Origin of the sequence: Psittacicella gerlachiana, from assembly GCF_003585965.1 — a bacterium.
Classification (GTDB): domain Bacteria; phylum Pseudomonadota; class Gammaproteobacteria; order Enterobacterales; family Psittacicellaceae; genus Psittacicella; species Psittacicella gerlachiana.
This window is the reverse complement of sequence record NZ_NRJF01000054.1, coordinates 1-17,189: the sequence shown is the minus strand read 5'-3', so window position 1 is coordinate 17,189 and position 17,189 is coordinate 1. Positions and strand designations below refer to the sequence as shown.

Here is a 17,189-nt window from a genome sequence, read left to right as displayed (position 1 = left end):
CTAAAATTATTAGTAAGTAGACACTTAATTATATATAAACTAAAAAACAAAGACTTAGACGAAAATACATTTGCATTAAAGAAAAATTTAATGCATAAACTATTAATTTACTTTATAATAGAAACAAATAACTGAGTATTTACTCAATAAAGATTACAGTTATTTATAACTTTATTTTTTTCACTACAACTTAACAACATAGGTGTAATTTAAGCCGTATACCGTATACCGTATTAAAGGACATTAATGCATTGCTCTTAAAGCAAGTTCGCTTATCTCCTAGGAGATAAGCGCATTAATAGCAGCCATTAATGCCGATTTGGGCTTAAATTAAGAAGTGAGATTTTCTGCACTTATTTACATCTATTTTGCATAGGATTAAATATGGCTAGACCTTTATGTGCAGAAAAGAGAAAATCAATAATTCTTTCTGCCATTCACTTATTCTATAACGAGGGATTTAATGCTCCAACCAGCAAAATTGCTCGTGAAGCTAAAGTTTCTGAAGGAACTATTTTTACCTATTTTAAAAATAAACAAGACCTTTTAGAAAAAGTTTTCTTATTTTTAAAAAATGATCTCTACGAAAAACTTCAACTTTCTGATGAGATTAGTGAAGAGACTTGTATAATTGAAACTTTCAAAACGAATTTTCATAATTATATTGATTATGGGCTTAATTATCCTGAGCGTAGTATCTTAGTTAGTCGTTTTCTCTTATCTAAACAAATTCCTCTTGAATACATTCAGTCAATTCACGATTTATTTAGTCAATTAATTTCTTTTATTGATCTCTTACGTACAACAGGACCTTTAAAAGACGTGCCTCTTGATCTAGCAATCAATATCTTCACCAATATGGGGAATAATGTGATTCATTATTGCATTATCCATAACGTTGACGATCGTGATCTTATTGATGAATATGCCAAGGTTAACTTCGAAGCTGCTTGGTTAGCTCTTACCGGAGAATCAGTAGAGGCGACAAGAGAAAGATTTAAAGCTGAGCAAATTTGCCCTCAAGCTTAATTCATCATTCTTACCATAAGCGAAGAACTCTAGAATTTTTCTAGAGTTCTTTACTTATGGGTTATTTTTTCCCAATTTGTGCCTTAAAGGCTAACTGAGCTAAATCATTATGAGCTAAATTCTTGATAAAATTAATGTAACTTTGCTCATAAGTAGTTAATAAGCCTTGCCCATTAGGATGTTCACTTAAAAAAGCTTGTTTAAAGTTTTGAGCCTGAGCATTATTAAAATCTACACCTTTGTAGAGCATATCCGGACGCCCGTACATTAAGTACTGATAATCCTTAACTTCAGTAATTAAACTTTTATCGGTATAAACAAAAGCTTGTAAAGCTTGATCAAACTCTCGAGATCCTGGAGTAGTATATACAGTCGCTAATTGCAAAAACTGCTCACACGTAGTTTGCATAAACACATTGAGGTTCGTCGCATACTTAGTTAAAATTTGTAACTGTTCCGAGGTTAAAGCTTGTCCTTTACGCTGTTGATATACTGGAGCTAAGCGTGCAAGATCAACTCGAGAATTTGGAGTGGCACAAAAATTTATATACTGTGCCATAAAAGTTGGCAAGTTAAAATTTTTATAGTTTTGATAAGCCCGTTTAATAATCACTTGAGGATCAAGTTTACTAGCAAGAGCATTCTCTCGATTAATATAGCTCAGATAAATAATAAATTGTACTGCTTCAAGAGCCATAGGGACATTTTCTTGAAGATTTTTCTCAACACTATCGTCACGAAAACGACTTTGCATAAAGTAAAAACCATAATTATACAAATTATCCATAAACGGACTTTCAGGAAAACTCCCTTTTAAGCTAGGATCTTGCACATAAAAATCGACTACCGCCTTGGTTAAATCAAAATTACGTCGAAGATATTGAGTTTTATCCCCAGCCATGGCTTGTTGATAGCTTGAACTTTGTAAAAAAGCACTTCCTACTTGACGTAAAATTGGATTTTGCGTGTAACTTTGGATATTAATTTGAGCTGAGCTGAGACTAACCATCCCTAGCCCCCAAACTAAGCACATGAGCTTTCCTTTCATAACCTCTCCTTATTGAGCATGTTTAGCAACAAACTCATTGGTAATCTCTTCTATTTCCATTTCTAGCTCCATCCAAGCATCTTCGAGTTCAAGAATTTGGCTTTTTAAATTATTATTTTCTTGCGCTAAACTTGCGATCTTGTTACTATCTGCCATTACTTGCGGATCAAGAAACTCTTGTTCAATTACTTGCAAACGTTGTTTAAGTTGCTCAGTTTGTTGTAAGAGTCGATTTTGTTCTTGAGTTTTACTTAAAGTTAAGCGTTTTAATTCTCGAGCTAGACGAGTATCGGCTAAAACTCTCTCGAGAGGGGAAAGATTTGCTTGAGTCCTATCTCCAAGCGGTTTTGCTTGCGGTTTTGTCGTTGCTGCTTGTAATTCTAAACGTTGCTTTTCTTTTTGGGCTTTATCATTGAGTACCCATTTATAATAATCGTTTAAATCTCCCGCAAACTCTTCAACCTTACCATCATGCACTAAATAAAAGTCTTCTACTACCGCTGAAAGTAAAAAACGATCATGAGACACCACAATTAAAGAACCGGTAAACTCTTGTAATGCTGTAGCTAAAGCTTGACGCATTTCTAAATCTAAATGGTTTGTCGGCTCATCGAGCAGTAAGAGATTTGGTCTTTGGTAAACAATTAAAGCTAAAGCCAAACGTGACTTTTCGCCTCCGGAAAAGTTTTCTATTTTCTCAAAAACCTTATCGCCACTAAAATTAAAGCCTCCTAAGAAAGTACGAGCGGTTTCAGGAAGAATTTGCGGATCTAATCTCGTTAATAACTCAATTGGCGACGCATTTAAGTCGAGGCGATCGACCACATACTGATTAAAATACCCCATTTGCACTAAAGGGTTAATTTCAATTGTTCCTATTCCATCTAAAGCAGACAATTCACCAGCAAAAGCCTTAATTAACGTAGATTTTCCAGCTCCATTTAGCCCTAAAAGTCCTAAACGCATTCCAGGCATTAAACTAAAATTAACCTCTTTTAAGACCGGATTCCCTGAAATATAACCAAGATTAGCTTTACGCATGGTTGCTATTACTGCAGGAAGACGTTTACTTTCTAAAAACTGAAAATCAAATGGATTTTTAGTAACAACAGGATCGATAAGTTCGAGTTTTTGTAGATACTTAATTCTTGATTGTGCTTGACTCGCTTTACGTGCCTTATAACGAAAACGTTCAATAAACCCTTGCACTTTTTTAATGTGCTTTTGTTGATTCTCATATTGCTTTTGCTGAATCTCACGATTTTGGGCTCTTTGACGGACAAAATCAGAGTAGTTACCTGTGTAACTACTAATAGTTTCATTTTCAATATAAAGAACGTGATCGGCTAGATTATCCATAAACTCTTGATCGTGAGAAATAAAAACAATTGTCCCTTGATAACGTTTTCGTAGATAATCTTCGAGCCAGTAAACCGCATCTATATCTAAGTGGTTTGTAGGCTCATCGAGAAGTAATAAATCACTATTAATTAATAAGGCTCGAGCAAGATTGAGACGAATCCTCCAACCTCCCGATAATTGATTTACCGGAGTTACTTGTTGCTCTTGAGTAAAACCTAACCCATCTAAAATAATGGCTGCTCGAGTTTTAATCGTCCAAGCATCAAGTTCATCGAGTTTAGCATTAGCTAAGGCAATGAGTTCATGATTATTCTCTTGCATCGCTTGAGCTAGCTCTTGTTGCCAATGGGCATAAGCAAAATCTCCATGAATTACATAATCCAAGGCAGCTTGACTGGTATTAGGAACTTCTTGCTCTACCCAAGCAATGCGGACTGGAGCTATTTGTAAGCTCTCTGCAAACTGGAGTTTACGGTCTTGAGGGCTAAGCTTAAACGTATTCATTAAGGTGGTTTTCCCTGTGCCATTAGCACCACAGAGAGCAACCCTATTTCCAGGATTGACCGTAAAGTTTAATGAGTGTAAAAGTTCACGCTTTCCCACCCAAATATTCATATTTGTTGCCGTAATCATAATCGTTACTTCTTATTCGATTTCTTTTAATTTAATCGCTTGCTCGAGAATGAGAGCTGACTTAGTTAAATAATCTTGAGCATAATCTCCAAAATAAGCTGCAGTTTGCTCAAAGTCGCTAAGAAAAGCTTGCTTATTTCCTTGTTTTAAATTAGCCACTGCTTGATCAATTTTTGCCAAATACCTTTGTAGTGCTGGCTCGCTCATTGGATTATCATAGATAATGTCAGCATAAAGTTCAGGATTTTGTGCAAATAAACGACCGATCATAATTAACTCCAAACCATAAATTGGCGAAGATAATTTATGTAAATCTTCAAGACTATAGCCTTCACTTGCCGTAAACGCCCCTTGTAAATAAGTATTAAAGTGACGTACTGCCTGCATATGGGTCATAATCTTATCATGCTTTTGAGCTTGGGTCTCGACAATACGAGCACCTAAAATCTTAAATAATTCAAGGTAAGGTGTAAAGTAGTCTTGCTCACGACCTGGACAAGTAATAATTAATTGATTTTCTAGACTTGGAGTAGCAATACCAAACATAGGGTGCATCCCTAGTACAGGTCCAGTATGGGCTTCGAGCATAGCTTCTAATGCCGGAGTTTTAATGGAAGTTAAATCACAAATTCCCGCTTGAGGTTTGAGCCATTGACTATAGTGTTTAATTAATTCGGGAGTTTGATGAATAGGTACTGAAAAGATTACCAAATCTGCATAAGGTAATAATTCCGGAGCTTGTTCTTGATTATCTAGATCAAGAACAAAAGTAAATTTAGTACTATTAGTACCAGCAAAAATTTGATAGAAAATCGAACCTAAGCCCCCTTTCCCCCCAATAATACACACGATCTTGTCTTTGAGAGCAGTAAACTCACTTAGTTTACGTAATTGAGCTTGTTCTATTAGCGATTGGCGTTCTTCTTTCATGCGTTCAATACGACTTTGAATAAACTCGTATTGGGCTTGTTCTTCTTCGTTTAATAAATCTAACATCGGTAGTTTCTCTAAGTTTTTGCTTCTATTTTATCAAAATAATTCTCGAAAATAAAAAAAGGAGCTCTTGGAATCTACCAAAGCTCCTAGATTAAAAAAGATTTATTTTGTTAAATTAGCCTACTTTTGCTCATTTGTTTATTTTAACCACTTATCGGCTAAACGTGGCTCACGAGGCTTGTGTCCCACTCTTTGAGCTAACGTAGGAATAGTTTCTGCTTGTGGGGTAATATAACCAAAGCCTGGGAGTTTAAAACTATATAAGTCTACCCAGTTAATATAAGTCTCGGTGAGATATCTAATCGCCTGATTTGAACGAATTACATCATCTTCTTGATTGCGATTAAAAATATAAGTTTTTTCAGCAACCGCATCTGTAGGATTTTGACGATGATATAAAAAATGAATCCCCGTAAGCTCACGCTCTTGAATATATTCTTGGATTTCTCTTTCTAAATCATCAATCTGAGCTTGAACTTGACGCTCATATTTATACTTCCCACTGATATTAGCATACTTAGCAAAACGTTCTTGTTCTTCAGCATCTGCTTTAGCTGCTTGTTCAGCCTGAGTTTGCTCTTGCTCAGTTGTCGCTGCAGTTAAGTCTTGCCCTTTTATCGATTTAGTGGCAGCCTGAGCTGTAGCTTCAGTTTGTTCGGCTAGAGTTTCAAGCTCTTGTAACTTCCTTGCGTCATTAGCAGCTGTGAGCTTTTCTAATTTCTTAATGCAATAATAAAGTCGACGCATTCTTTGTTCTGAAGGACGAGTAAGAATCATTGGATCATAAGGATGCGGTAAGCTTTCTTGTAAACGCGAAATTAGAGTTCTCACTACAGTAACTACTGCAAACTCTAAATCATCAAGCTTAGCCACCCCAACTTTGTAACTAATCCCTGGAGATAACTTAAAGTTTAAGCCTGTAGGTAAGTAATTGAGTTCTTGATGCCACAGAGCAGCATAATTAGTCACTCCTAAATAAAGCGGAGCAAGATGCTCAACATAACGGAATTTATTATGTAAAGCACAAGCAACATAAAACTCATTATTTTGGGCTTGTACTAATTTACGAATTAAACTCCAACTGGTTACTTTAGGAAAATATACCCCTAATTCTTGATCAAAGGGTAAATCATGCTCTTGGGCATAGAGATAATTCTTTTCTCGAGTTGCTGCATCTACGGCCTGATAAATACTCCGATCTTGTAAACTAAAAATTCTTACTGTGTAGTGATTAAAAGCATTCGCCGTAAGTAAACGCTCATCTAAGCCAATGGTATGATTAAACCACGCAAAGATATCTTGATTAATCTCGATATTTGAGGCAAATTCTGGATTTTCATTGGCAATAGTTTGTAATAAGCTTTGAGCTTTTTCTTGCTCTGAAGTTTGTTGATCAAACTCATACTCAGAATTTTTAATTAATTCGTGGACTACTTGCCCTTGTTTGGTTCCTGGTAATGAACCTGGATTACCCCACGTAAGAGTTACCGGACTATTATTAGCAAAAGAAAACTGGATATTTTGCTCAGCTCCCGCACTAAAATTATCTAAAATCGGGGTACAAAAATTAAATCCATAGTTACGACACATATGGCGTAAACGCATCCCGATACGTTCGAGTTCGGGAGAACGTTTAGTTTTATCTATCCCATAAAAGCTCAAGAGATCATCAAGATCGAGATTAATATTTAAGACCACATCTGCTTTTACCACATCAGGTAAATAAGCAAAATTGGTAAAAATATGGCGACGACATTCTGTTCCCGAAATAGGTACATAATCTCGAGCGGGATCAACTAATACGGCTTCTAAATCAAGATAATACTTATAGTTTTTGGCATCTTGAGGCTCAGAGGTATAAACATATTGTGGCTTAAATTCTAGTTGCTCTAAATGAAACTGTACTACTCGTGCCCATTCAAACCAACCATTAGGATAAGAAGGAATATTATCTTCACGCAAATTATAGACTTCCACATTATCATAATCTGCGGTTGCTCTTTGCACCCAAGAAGTCCTTACTTCTCGAGTCGGTTGCACAGGAATCGAAGAGTCCCAAAATAACTTTTCGTCACGCTTTTCATCTGAGCAGACAAAAATATACAAGTAATCACATTCAATCCTTGCACGGTCAATCATATAGAGATGTCCTTGGTGCAGAGGATAGAATTTACCAAAAATCACCCCGATTTTTAAGTCTTCTTTTGCTTTATTAAATTGATGCTTGCGTTTAGGAGCGAGCATTTTACTAATAAAAACCTGATTTTCAATATCTAAAGGTTCGTAAGAACGACGGTGTTCATGTACCTGCTCATAAGCAGCATCAGCAGACTCTTCAAAAGCAAGCTTGAGTTCTTCAAGCTCTTCGAGAGTTATTGCCTCCGCATAGACTGGATTGGTTTTCTTAAATTTAGATCTCGACATAATTACCGTAGCTCATCTCTGCTTAAATTAAATATTGATCCCAAGAGTAGAGTAAAGAACTTACTCTTTGATTTTGCTTAAAATCATTTGCCAAGTAATAGGCACTTGGAGCAAAAATTCGTAAATTAGTCTTAGCTCTCGTAATTGCGGTATATAACATACTTTTGGAGAGAGCAAAGTCATTTAAATCTAAAGGCAATACCACATAGGTATGAGTAAACTCATCCCCTTGGGCTTTGTGAATAGTGGTAAAGAAAGCATACTCATACTGCTTAATAAAAGATAAAGGAACTTGTTTATAGTCTCCTGAAGCTTCTCGTTGAGGAAAGTACACTCTATACTCTCCACTTGCAGTTTTTACCACTAAACCTAAATCCCCGTTGGCGATTTGATATTCTTTTTGGTTCGCAGTAACTACGAGCGGATAAAAGCTATCTGCCATAAAATACTGCTCGCGCATTAATTCATTGAGGTTATCTACCCCTAAAATTCCTTCACGTAATGGTGATAAAAAACGATTTTCTTTAATCAGGGCAAAAGCCTGTTCTAGAATTGTATCACTTGCTTGTTGAGCATAAGCTTGTTGCAATTGCTCTAATGGAGCAAATACTTGATAAGCTTTACTTAACAGTAAATGTAACACAAAGAACTCATAAACTGTAGCCACCTCATATGGCGTCTGTTGAAAAATTTGTAATTTTTCTCTCAATTTAGGACTTAGGAGTTGTGGCGTTAATTTGAGTTGCTTTAAATCCTCGAGCTCGAGAGTTTGTTCTAAACGCTTTTTAAAGTTATTGCTAAGAGCTCGGGAGTAGATTTGAGGTTGTTTTACCAGTTGGGAATAAAAGTTTAGATTTGCTTTTCCTTTAACTAAAACTTGCTTTTTCCCCCAAGAGGTTAAATCCTTGAGCCAAGCAAGAAAGACTTCTTCGTAAGCTACAAGACTTACCCCCTGCTTTTGAGCTACTAATTCTTGAGTTAAAAACTCCACATGAGTTAAAGCTTGAGCTTGAGTTCCTCCTTGATTTATGTACTCGGCATAACTAGCAATTAAGCTTGTAGGATCATAACGATATGATTGGGTTAACTCATGGACTAAATCTGTAAAGGTTGCTTTTGCATAGACAAACTGAGGAAGAGCTTGACCATAGATAGAAGCAAAAGCTCTCTCTCCCTTAACTTGCGAGGTATAGCAACGTAAACCTTGAGGAGAGGTTACAGGCTGAGTTTGTTGAAACTTTTCTAACTGATAAGAAAGACTCGCTAAAATCTCTCCCTCCCCAATTGCCGGTAACTGGTTTTTATCTCCAAGTAAAATCAGTTTGGTTCTTAAAGCTAAAGAAGCAAGGAATACTGAAAAGTTTTGCAAATTAATCATGCCTACTTCATCGCAAATCACTATATCAGCTTCGAGCTTAGTCTCTCCATATTGTCCTTCAACCTTAAGCGGAGTAATCCCTAAGGCACTATGTAAGGTTTGTTCTTGGGCTAGTTTTAAGGAAGTAACGATAATGGCAAACCACTGTTGCCATTGCCCTAGACTAAAAGCTGGCAATTCTTGACTCAAAGTCTTAAAAAGTAAATCAAACTCTTGCTGTAATGTCGCATGTTCGAGTTTACCAGCTAAGTATAATTCCCAATCTTGAGCTAAAGTTTGTCCGCTTAATTTAAATTTACGATTTTTAATCGAATTACCTAAATGGGTAGCTGCTTTTCCGGTAGGAGCAAGTAAATATACTTTAAGTAAATCTAAATTTAGTGAAGCTCGCTTTAGAATTTCTAAACCTAAACTAAAAAAGAGCATGCGATAAGCAGTGGTAGTTTTTCCCGTACCAGGTCCTCCAATCAGCACACTTAGACCTTGCTCTACGGCAACAATACTACTTAAGTCTTGATTATTAATTTGACTTGCTCTTTGCTCATAAGCGTTAAGAAATCTCGCTAAAGCTACTAAGACTTGCTCTTTTACTTGAGTTAAATTTTTATTTGGAGATACAAGGGCATGCAGTAAATCCTTGCTTTCAAACTCTTGCGGTTCAGTTTTATACTTGGCAATAAAATACTGCAAAATTTGCGTTTCCTGAGCATAAGGCTGAGAGAGACTAATTAATTGTTGCTCTTGCTGATAAACAAAAAACTTTAATCTTTTAGTTTTTGCTGAGACAAACTCAGGTAGAGCATGTTTTACTGCCACTAGTTCTAAACGCTCACTCGACTGAAGAGTTTGACAAAAGAACTCTTGCTGAGCCAAGAAAGCCTGCCATCTCTCGAGTTGTCCCCATAGAGCTAAAGAAGATTGAGCTTGTTGTTGCCCCAAGGCTAAATGGAGGCGAAGATTCTTAAAATAAAAGCTCACAAAAGTATCTTGTTCACTCAGAGGAAAACATTGATTAAGAGCAGGTTGTAATCTCTCGGTTGCTAAAGCAAAAAGTTGTTCTCCCTCTTGATCTTGGTAGATTCCCCATAGGCTTGTTTGACTAAGTAAAAATTCCGCCTCTACCCTGTCTTCTACAAGCTTTTGTGGATAATAAACAAGCAGACGCTGACAAATTTGGGTCACCAGAGCATAAGCAAGATTTAGTACTAAAGGTTGCCCTTGTAATTGACGTTCAAGCAAATTATCTGCTAGAGGATAAGTAAAAAAGTCTCTAACTCCTTGAGCATAGTCACTAGTTTTTATAGCTTGCAATCCCGCACTAATATAGTTTGCAACTAAAACTCGCAAGGTCACAAAATCAAAAGCTAGTTCTTGGACAGTCGCACTATTAGCTCTTAAATAGTCTACACTTGGGGTTTGCGCAAAGCTCACTTCTTGAGTCAAGCTTCGTGAAAAAGGTAAGCCTTCAGGATATAAAGAAGCTAGTCCTTGTAAATAGACTCCAACTAATTGCCCTTGCTGATAATATTTTTGCCATAACTGGGTTACTTGCTCTAAAAACGACAGTTTTAAAGAAGTGTTACTTTTTAAGTGTTCATACTTGAGCAAACTAAAAAGAAACGTAGCAAATAAAGTATCCTGATCATTTTGTCCAGGTTGCAAGTTTACTGAGGAAGTTAACTCTTGGCTTACATAAGGACCACTTAAATCCAGGATCATCAATAAAGCATTAAAATAACTTGGCTCAAGCTGAGCTTGTAAATAAGCACAACGAGCTTCAAGATATAAAGCTTGACTTCCGGGTTTACCCTCCTGAGCGAGAGTATGATAAATTTGATCCATAAGCAGTTTCTTCCTCTTAAGTAAACACTTGTTTCTTTGTATTATAAAGGAATTTTTCTCTAAATTAAATTAAAAAAACCACCTAAACCGAGGTTTTAAGTGGTTTTATTAATTACTTACGATGCTTACGAGCATAAGAGATTCGTGTTACTCTTAGAACTCGACCTACTTGACTAAAACTTGTAGCACACAAGAAACTAAAAATAGCTCCTACCAGCATAAAGCTTGCCATAACTCCAGGTCCACCCGAACCTCCAGGAGCTACTTGGGCATAAAGATAAGAGGTAACTATCCCCGAACTATATTGTAAAAAGCCCAATAAGGCTGCTGCCGAACCGGCAATTTGTGGAACTTGATCTAAAGCTAAAGCTGTTCCGGTAGCAGGAATTAAACCATTCATGGCAAAAAAGAGCATACAAGGTATGATTACGCCCCAAATGCCTAAAAATCCTGTTCCCGCATTAAACATAAACCAAGTACTTGAAATTAATACGACAATTGTCGCCATGGTAAGAATATGGTTAACCTGATATTTGGCTACAAAGCGACGATTAAGTAAAGAAAAGACAATCACCCCTACATTATTTAAGGCAAAAATTAAGCCGTAGTCTTCACTTGCTAGTTGATAATAACTAATGTATAACCAAGAAGATCCGGTAACAAAAGCATAGATGCCAATATAGTAAAAGAAAATACTTAGGCAATAACGCATAAAGTTCCAGTCTGTAATCAGACGCCAATAGTTTTTGAGGACTAGTTTAAATCTTGCATTGGCAATATACTCCACCGGACGGGTTTCAGGAATAATTAACACGCAAAATGTAATAAACAAACTAAATCCAGTTTGAATATAGAAAATTGCTTGCCAAGAATAAAATTTTAATACCCAAGCTCCAATTAGCGGTCCTAACAGCGGAGCAGCGGCCATGAGAAAAATAAGCAAAGACATTACCTTAGCGGCATCAGTTTTATTGTATACATCCCGCACAATTGCCCGTGCCAGCATAGGTCCAGTGCAAGCTCCTAAGGCTTGAACTAAACGCCAAACAATCATCTGTTCCAGACTTGTCGAAGCTGCACAGCCATAAGAACCAAGGGTGTAGAGAGCCATGCCTATGAGTAAAGGAATTTTACGCCCTAAACGATCAGCTACCGGACCCCAAAACAACTGTCCACAAGCAAAGCCTATTAAAAATGCGGTCAGGGTATATTCGACATCTGCCTGAAACTCATGTTGCATTTGGGGGAATGCTGATAAGTACATATCCGTGGATAAAGAAGTAAACCACATGAACATTCCCAAAATCCCCAGCATCCATACAGGAACATAAGCAATCTTTTGGGCTTTAAAACTCAAGCTCAGTTTAGGAGGAATGGTAAGGCTTGCTGTTGCACTTGCATCCGAGGTTAGAGGAGATTCGCTTTCGGTTTCAGGGAGTTTAGGTAAGACCCCTTCCCGTTGATATAAGCCTTGTCCTAATAAAGTTAAAGCAGTTGCAGAATCGGGATGTACCCCTGCATGTTGTACTTCTTCAACATGAGCGAGAACTTGTTCAGGATCAACTTGCGTATGCTCTGGAGGGAGTAAGTGATGCTGGGCATAATCTTGCTCACTCTCTACTTGGTAGGTTTGAGGACTAGTTGTATTCTCTCCTCTTGCCTCTACTTTAGGTTGGGATGCAGAGGCTTGGGGTTTAGCTTTCGATTCTTCCATAAAATTACATTAAACTCATTATCAACTACTTACTTAATTTTTAATTTATTTTACCCTGTTTTTATTCGCTCAAAATAAAATTTTCTCCTCACCTCTGAGTTTTTAACTTTTTATTCAATAACTTAAATTTTTTGCGATAAAATATTTCTGTAACTAAAGTTAAATTATAATAAAATGAGTAGATGTGCATAGACTAAGGAACATAAAAATTTAATTTTTATCAGTCACCTTACGCATATAACTAAAAATACAATAAATCCATTGGAGCATTTCTGTGTCTAATTTAAATACTTTCGTTGTAGTAGGGACTCAATTTGGTGATGAAGGAAAGGGAAAAATTATTGACGTACTTTCCCCAACTGCTGATTACATTGTACGTTTCCAAGGCGGAAACAACGCTGGGCATACCGTAATCGTTGGTGATGAAAAATTCATCCTCCACCTACTACCGTCAGGTATTATCAATAGTAAAGGTAAATGTATTATTGGTGCTGGTCTTGTAGTTGACTTAAAAGTGTTATTACAAGAAATTGACGCTTTAGAAAAACGTGGCAAAAGTCTAGATAATTTATATTTAGATGAACGTGCCCATATTATTTTCCCTTACCATATTGCCGTGGATAAAGCTAAAGAAGAATCTTTAGGAAAAAATAAAATTGGAACGACTCAACGTGGTATTGGACCATGTTATAACGATAAGATTTCTCGTAACGGTATTCGCATTGGGGATCTGCTTGATCCAGAGCGTTTTGCCGATAAACTAGCATGGAATATTAAAGAGAAAAATGATATGCTCGAGCGTTATGGCTGGCCTGAACGCTTTGAGTTTGAAAGCATCTACAATGAATACATGGAGTTAGCACAAAAAATTACTCCACGTATTATTGATGGCGTTGCAGAAATTAATGATGCCGTAGCTGCTGGGAAAAAGGTTCTCTTTGAAGGAGCCCAAGCAATTATGCTTGACATCGACTTTGGAACCTATCCTTATGTTACTTCATCTTCACCAACTGCAGGAGGCGTTTGTGTAGGTGCAGGTATTGCCCCTAATAAACTTAACCGTATTGTCGGGGTAATGAAAGCTTACACTACCCGTGTCGGTGAAGGTCCATTCCCAACTGAATTGGATAATGAACTAGGTGAACAAATTCGTCAAGTTGGAGGAGAATTTGGAGCTACGACCGGTCGTCCACGTCGTACTGGCTGGTTAGATCTTGTAATGGGTAAATATGCAGCTCTTATCGATGGCTTAACTGATATCGTCCTCACGAAAATTGATGTACTTACAGGTTTAGAAACAATTAAAGTTGCCGTAGGTTATAAAATTGATGGGCATGTATATCATACTTACCCAGGTAACTTACGTAAATCTAAACCTGTAGAAGTAATCTATGAAGAATTACCAGGGTGGACAGAAGATATTAGTAAAATCAAAGATTATCAAGATCTTCCATTAAACTGTCGTAAATATATTGAATTTGTTGAAAAAACGCTTGGCGTTAATGTTTCAATGATTTCTGTAGGACCAGAAAGAACCCAAAATATTTACCGCGCAAAATTCTAATCCTCAAGCCCTAAAACTGTGCGTTTTAGGGCTTTAAACTTCTATTTTTTATAAGCAAAGTAATTTATGACTAACTATTCAAGTTTTGATGCTCAAAGCCCGCATAATTTCTATGATTATCCGCTTTGTTCACGCTATGCTAGTGAACAAATGAAGCATATTTTTTCTCCAAACTTTAAGTTTTCAACTTGGCGTAAACTTTGGGTAATCCTTGCCGAGTCTGAGCAAGAATTAGGTTTAGATTTTATTAGCGATGCTCAAATCCAACAATTAAAAGACAATATTTATAATATTGACTTTGCCGCCGCTCATGCTTATGAACTACAACTCAAACATGATGTAATGGCACATGTTCATGCTTATGGCGATGTAGCCCCTCTTGCTCGTAAAATTATTCACTTAGGCGTAACTTCGGCTTATGTAGGAGATAATACTGACCTTATACAAATTAAAGAAGGTCTACTCTTAGTGAAACAGCGTCTTGTTACTTTTATTGCTACTCTCGCAAAATTTGCCGAGCAATATAAAGATTTACCAACTTTAGGATATACCCATTTCCAGGCAGCCCAATTAACAACTGTAGGTAAACGTGCTACTCTTTGGTTAAAATCTTTTATGTTTGACCTTGCGGAAGTGGAACATCGCTTAGAGACTCTTGAGTTCCGTGGCGTTAAGGGAACTACAGGAACGGCAGCTTCGTTTAAAGAGCTTTTTGGTAATGATTTCCAAAAAGTAGTTGCTCTCGATAAAATGGTAACTGAACGTGCAGGCTTTAAACACCGTCAAGAAGTTTCGGGACAAACCTATGACCGTAAACAAGATAGCCTCGTACTACAAACACTAGCTAATCTTGCAAGTTCGGCACATAAATTTACTAATGACTTCCGCCTCTTACAACACCTTAAAGAACTCGAAGAACCTTTTGCAAAAAAACAAATCGGCTCTTCAGCTATGGCTTACAAACGTAATCCTATGCGTTGTGAGCGTATTTCGGCTTTAGCAAAATTTGTCTTAAGTTTAGAGATGAATGGGCATCTTGTACACTCAACTCAATGGTTTGAACGTACTTTAGATGACTCAGCGAATAAACGTCTTTCTTACCCTCAAGCTTTCTTAGCTATAGATGCTATTTTACTAGTACTTCAAAACATTGCTGAAGGTATTGTAGTCTATGAAAAAATGATTACGCGTAATGTAATGCGTGAACTTCCATTTATGGCTACTGAAGACATTATTATGGATAGTGTAAAAAAAGGCATGGATCGCCAAGAAGTACATGAAATTATTCGTGAACTTTCAATGGAACAAGCACGACTAGTAAAACAAGAAGGGCAAGAGAATAAACTCATTGAAGCGATTCTTGCTGATGGTCGTTTACCAATTAACGCTCATGAAATTAAAGACTTACTTAATCCAAGCAATTATATAGGTTTTGCTCCCCAACAAGTTGAAGCTTACCTCCAAGAGGTAATTCAACCTATGCTCGAGCGTAACCAAGAGTTTATCTTAACTCAGTCACAAGAGTTTGGCGTATAACATGATAAAAGCTAACTCAATTACATTTATATAAATATTAAAAAAGTCCTCGGCAACATGCAGAGGACTTTTTTAGTTTCAAGGAGTAAATACTTTAAGGACTAATTTCTCGTACTAAATACGCTCAAAATTTAATCCTTGAGCTTTTTCTTACACTCTAATTCGTTAAATAACGAGGGAATTGTTTTAATTGCTCTTCAATTACTCTTTTCACTTGAGTTAAGCTCGCTTCACCACGAGAATTATCTAAGTAATTTAATTGAGCATCTTGAGTACGCCAAGAGTTTACTTTAGCAATGCGAATATTTTCTAACTCAACTTTTAATGGGTTGCTAGCACTATTACCTACAAACTCAACCTTACCCCCTCCTAAAGCATAGAAGTTAGTAATTTTTACCGCCTTAACTTGTGGAATCTTAGTTCCTACATTATGATAATTATCATAATTTAAATCTAGTTGTAATGGTTGATTTGCTTGGTACACATAGATATTTTTTAAATCTACCTGAGCTACTTGTCCCCCAAACTTATTGTTGGTTAACAAAGCTATACCATTTTCCGCTTGGTTTACCACTAAGCCATCTACTCTTAAATCTTGTAATCCATGCGTGAGATTTAAGCCTAACATAAAACCAAAACCAGAATATAAATAGTTACTTTCAAAGCAAAGACGACTTGCTTGAGCTTTACTTGCACTCAGTAATACCTGCGCCCCTGTAGTTAAGAGATAATTGGTATGTAATACCGCATTACTTACCCCATCTAACACCACGCCATTAGCAAAAGCTTGGTTTTCATAAACTTTTACATGATAAACTTGGACATTGTCCGCTTGTGCCACATATAGGGCATTACCTAGGTAATTTACGAGGCTAATTCCCGCAATAACAAGATTATTAACTTTATCAGCTCTAATGAGTGCTGGTAACTCTAAAACTTGTGGCGAGCTAATTAAATCTTTGCTAATTTTTTCTTGTTCTTTTTGAGCTTTTTCTTGAGCTTTTTGGGCTTTTTCAGCTTGCTTTTTATCACTAAAGGTATAGTTGACTTGTGCTTGTAAATTACCCGAGATCTTACCTCCGCCAACAATTGCTACCTTGTCCCCAGTCACGACTAAAAAGCCTTGATTCGCTCTTGTAGCTAAGGCTTGTTGCACTTCATTTACTTGAGGATTTAAACGTTCAAGAGAAGCTCCACGATTAATATAGAGCACTGTCTCTGCAGGGAGAGTTAAATTTTGTACCTTAAAAGCTCCCGTCTCTAAAACTACCGCACCTTTACCAGCACAAGCTGTTAAAGCACTTTGAATCACATTAGTACTATCACCTGCAGTTGCAGTTAAGCTTTGACAAGGATTTCTTGGTTTTAAAAGCAACTCTTGCACTTGCTCTTGTTGTAATTGAGGAACGGCTAAGGCTAGAGTTGTTACCCCCATCCCTAGAATTCCTAAAAATGTTCTTTGCATCATCTTACTCATATATAGGATTATTCACGTACTCTCATGAGATCTTCTCGATCTTACTTTAGCAGTACTTTTCTGTTGTATGGATAAATCTTAGCTTTTTCTTCGCTAATTCTTCTCTGTTCTAATTTTATTATAGTAGACTCCAAGAAAGTTTTAAAGCAAGAAAGCTAAATATTTTTTTTATTTAAATTTTTCTTT

Annotated in this window: 10 protein-coding genes; 3 read left to right on the top strand and 7 right to left on the bottom strand. The window is 36.7% G+C overall.

Annotation, left to right across the window (positions count from 1 at the left end; genetic code table 11):
- Positions 1–384: 384 nt before the first annotated feature.
- Positions 385–1,029, top strand: a complete 645-nt coding sequence (locus CKF59_RS02255; RefSeq protein WP_119534361.1) for a TetR/AcrR family transcriptional regulator — start codon at positions 385–387, stop codon at positions 1,027–1,029.
- Positions 1,030–1,090: 61 nt separating this feature from the next.
- Here the strand turns inward: CKF59_RS02255 and CKF59_RS02250 are convergent, their stop codons facing one another.
- The 6 genes from CKF59_RS02250 to CKF59_RS02225 form a co-directional block, all read right to left on the bottom strand.
- Positions 1,091–2,077, bottom strand: coding sequence for a hypothetical protein (locus CKF59_RS02250; protein ID WP_119534360.1), 987 nt, complete (start codon positions 2,075–2,077; stop codon positions 1,091–1,093).
- A gap of 9 nt (positions 2,078–2,086) precedes the next feature.
- Positions 2,087–4,072: an ATP-binding cassette domain-containing protein gene (locus tag CKF59_RS02245; protein ID WP_119534359.1), complete on the bottom strand. Its 1,986-nt coding sequence runs from the start codon at positions 4,070–4,072 to the stop codon at positions 2,087–2,089.
- A gap of 12 nt (positions 4,073–4,084) precedes the next feature.
- Positions 4,085–5,068 (bottom strand): bifunctional chorismate mutase/prephenate dehydrogenase, encoded by a 984-nt coding sequence (gene tyrA, locus CKF59_RS02240; RefSeq protein ID WP_119534358.1) that lies wholly within the window; start codon positions 5,066–5,068, stop codon positions 4,085–4,087.
- Between the two features lie 138 nt (positions 5,069–5,206).
- On the bottom strand, positions 5,207–7,492 hold the full coding sequence (locus CKF59_RS02235) for an adenylyltransferase/cytidyltransferase family protein (RefSeq protein ID WP_119534357.1): 2,286 nt from the start codon (positions 7,490–7,492) through the stop codon (positions 5,207–5,209).
- A 22-nt stretch (positions 7,493–7,514) separates the two neighbouring features.
- Positions 7,515–10,712: an AAA family ATPase gene (locus CKF59_RS02230; protein ID WP_119534356.1), complete on the bottom strand. Its 3,198-nt coding sequence runs from the start codon at positions 10,710–10,712 to the stop codon at positions 7,515–7,517.
- A gap of 112 nt (positions 10,713–10,824) precedes the next feature.
- Positions 10,825–12,426 (bottom strand): multidrug effflux MFS transporter, encoded by a 1,602-nt coding sequence (locus tag CKF59_RS02225; RefSeq protein ID WP_119534355.1) that lies wholly within the window; start codon positions 12,424–12,426, stop codon positions 10,825–10,827.
- A 274-nt stretch (positions 12,427–12,700) separates the two neighbouring features.
- Between CKF59_RS02225 and CKF59_RS02220 the strand changes: the two genes are divergently transcribed.
- Complete coding sequence (locus tag CKF59_RS02220; RefSeq protein WP_119534354.1) at positions 12,701–13,990, top strand: adenylosuccinate synthase; 1,290 nt, start codon at positions 12,701–12,703, stop codon at positions 13,988–13,990.
- A 66-nt stretch (positions 13,991–14,056) separates the two neighbouring features.
- On the top strand, positions 14,057–15,526 hold the full coding sequence (gene purB, locus CKF59_RS02215) for an adenylosuccinate lyase (RefSeq protein ID WP_119534353.1): 1,470 nt from the start codon (positions 14,057–14,059) through the stop codon (positions 15,524–15,526).
- Positions 15,527–15,683: 157 nt separating this feature from the next.
- Here purB and CKF59_RS02210 read toward each other — a convergent pair whose 3' ends face one another.
- Positions 15,684–17,003, bottom strand: a complete 1,320-nt coding sequence (locus CKF59_RS02210; RefSeq protein ID WP_119534352.1) for a glycosyl hydrolase family 28 protein — start codon at positions 17,001–17,003, stop codon at positions 15,684–15,686.
- Between the last annotated feature and the right edge of the window lie 186 nt (positions 17,004–17,189).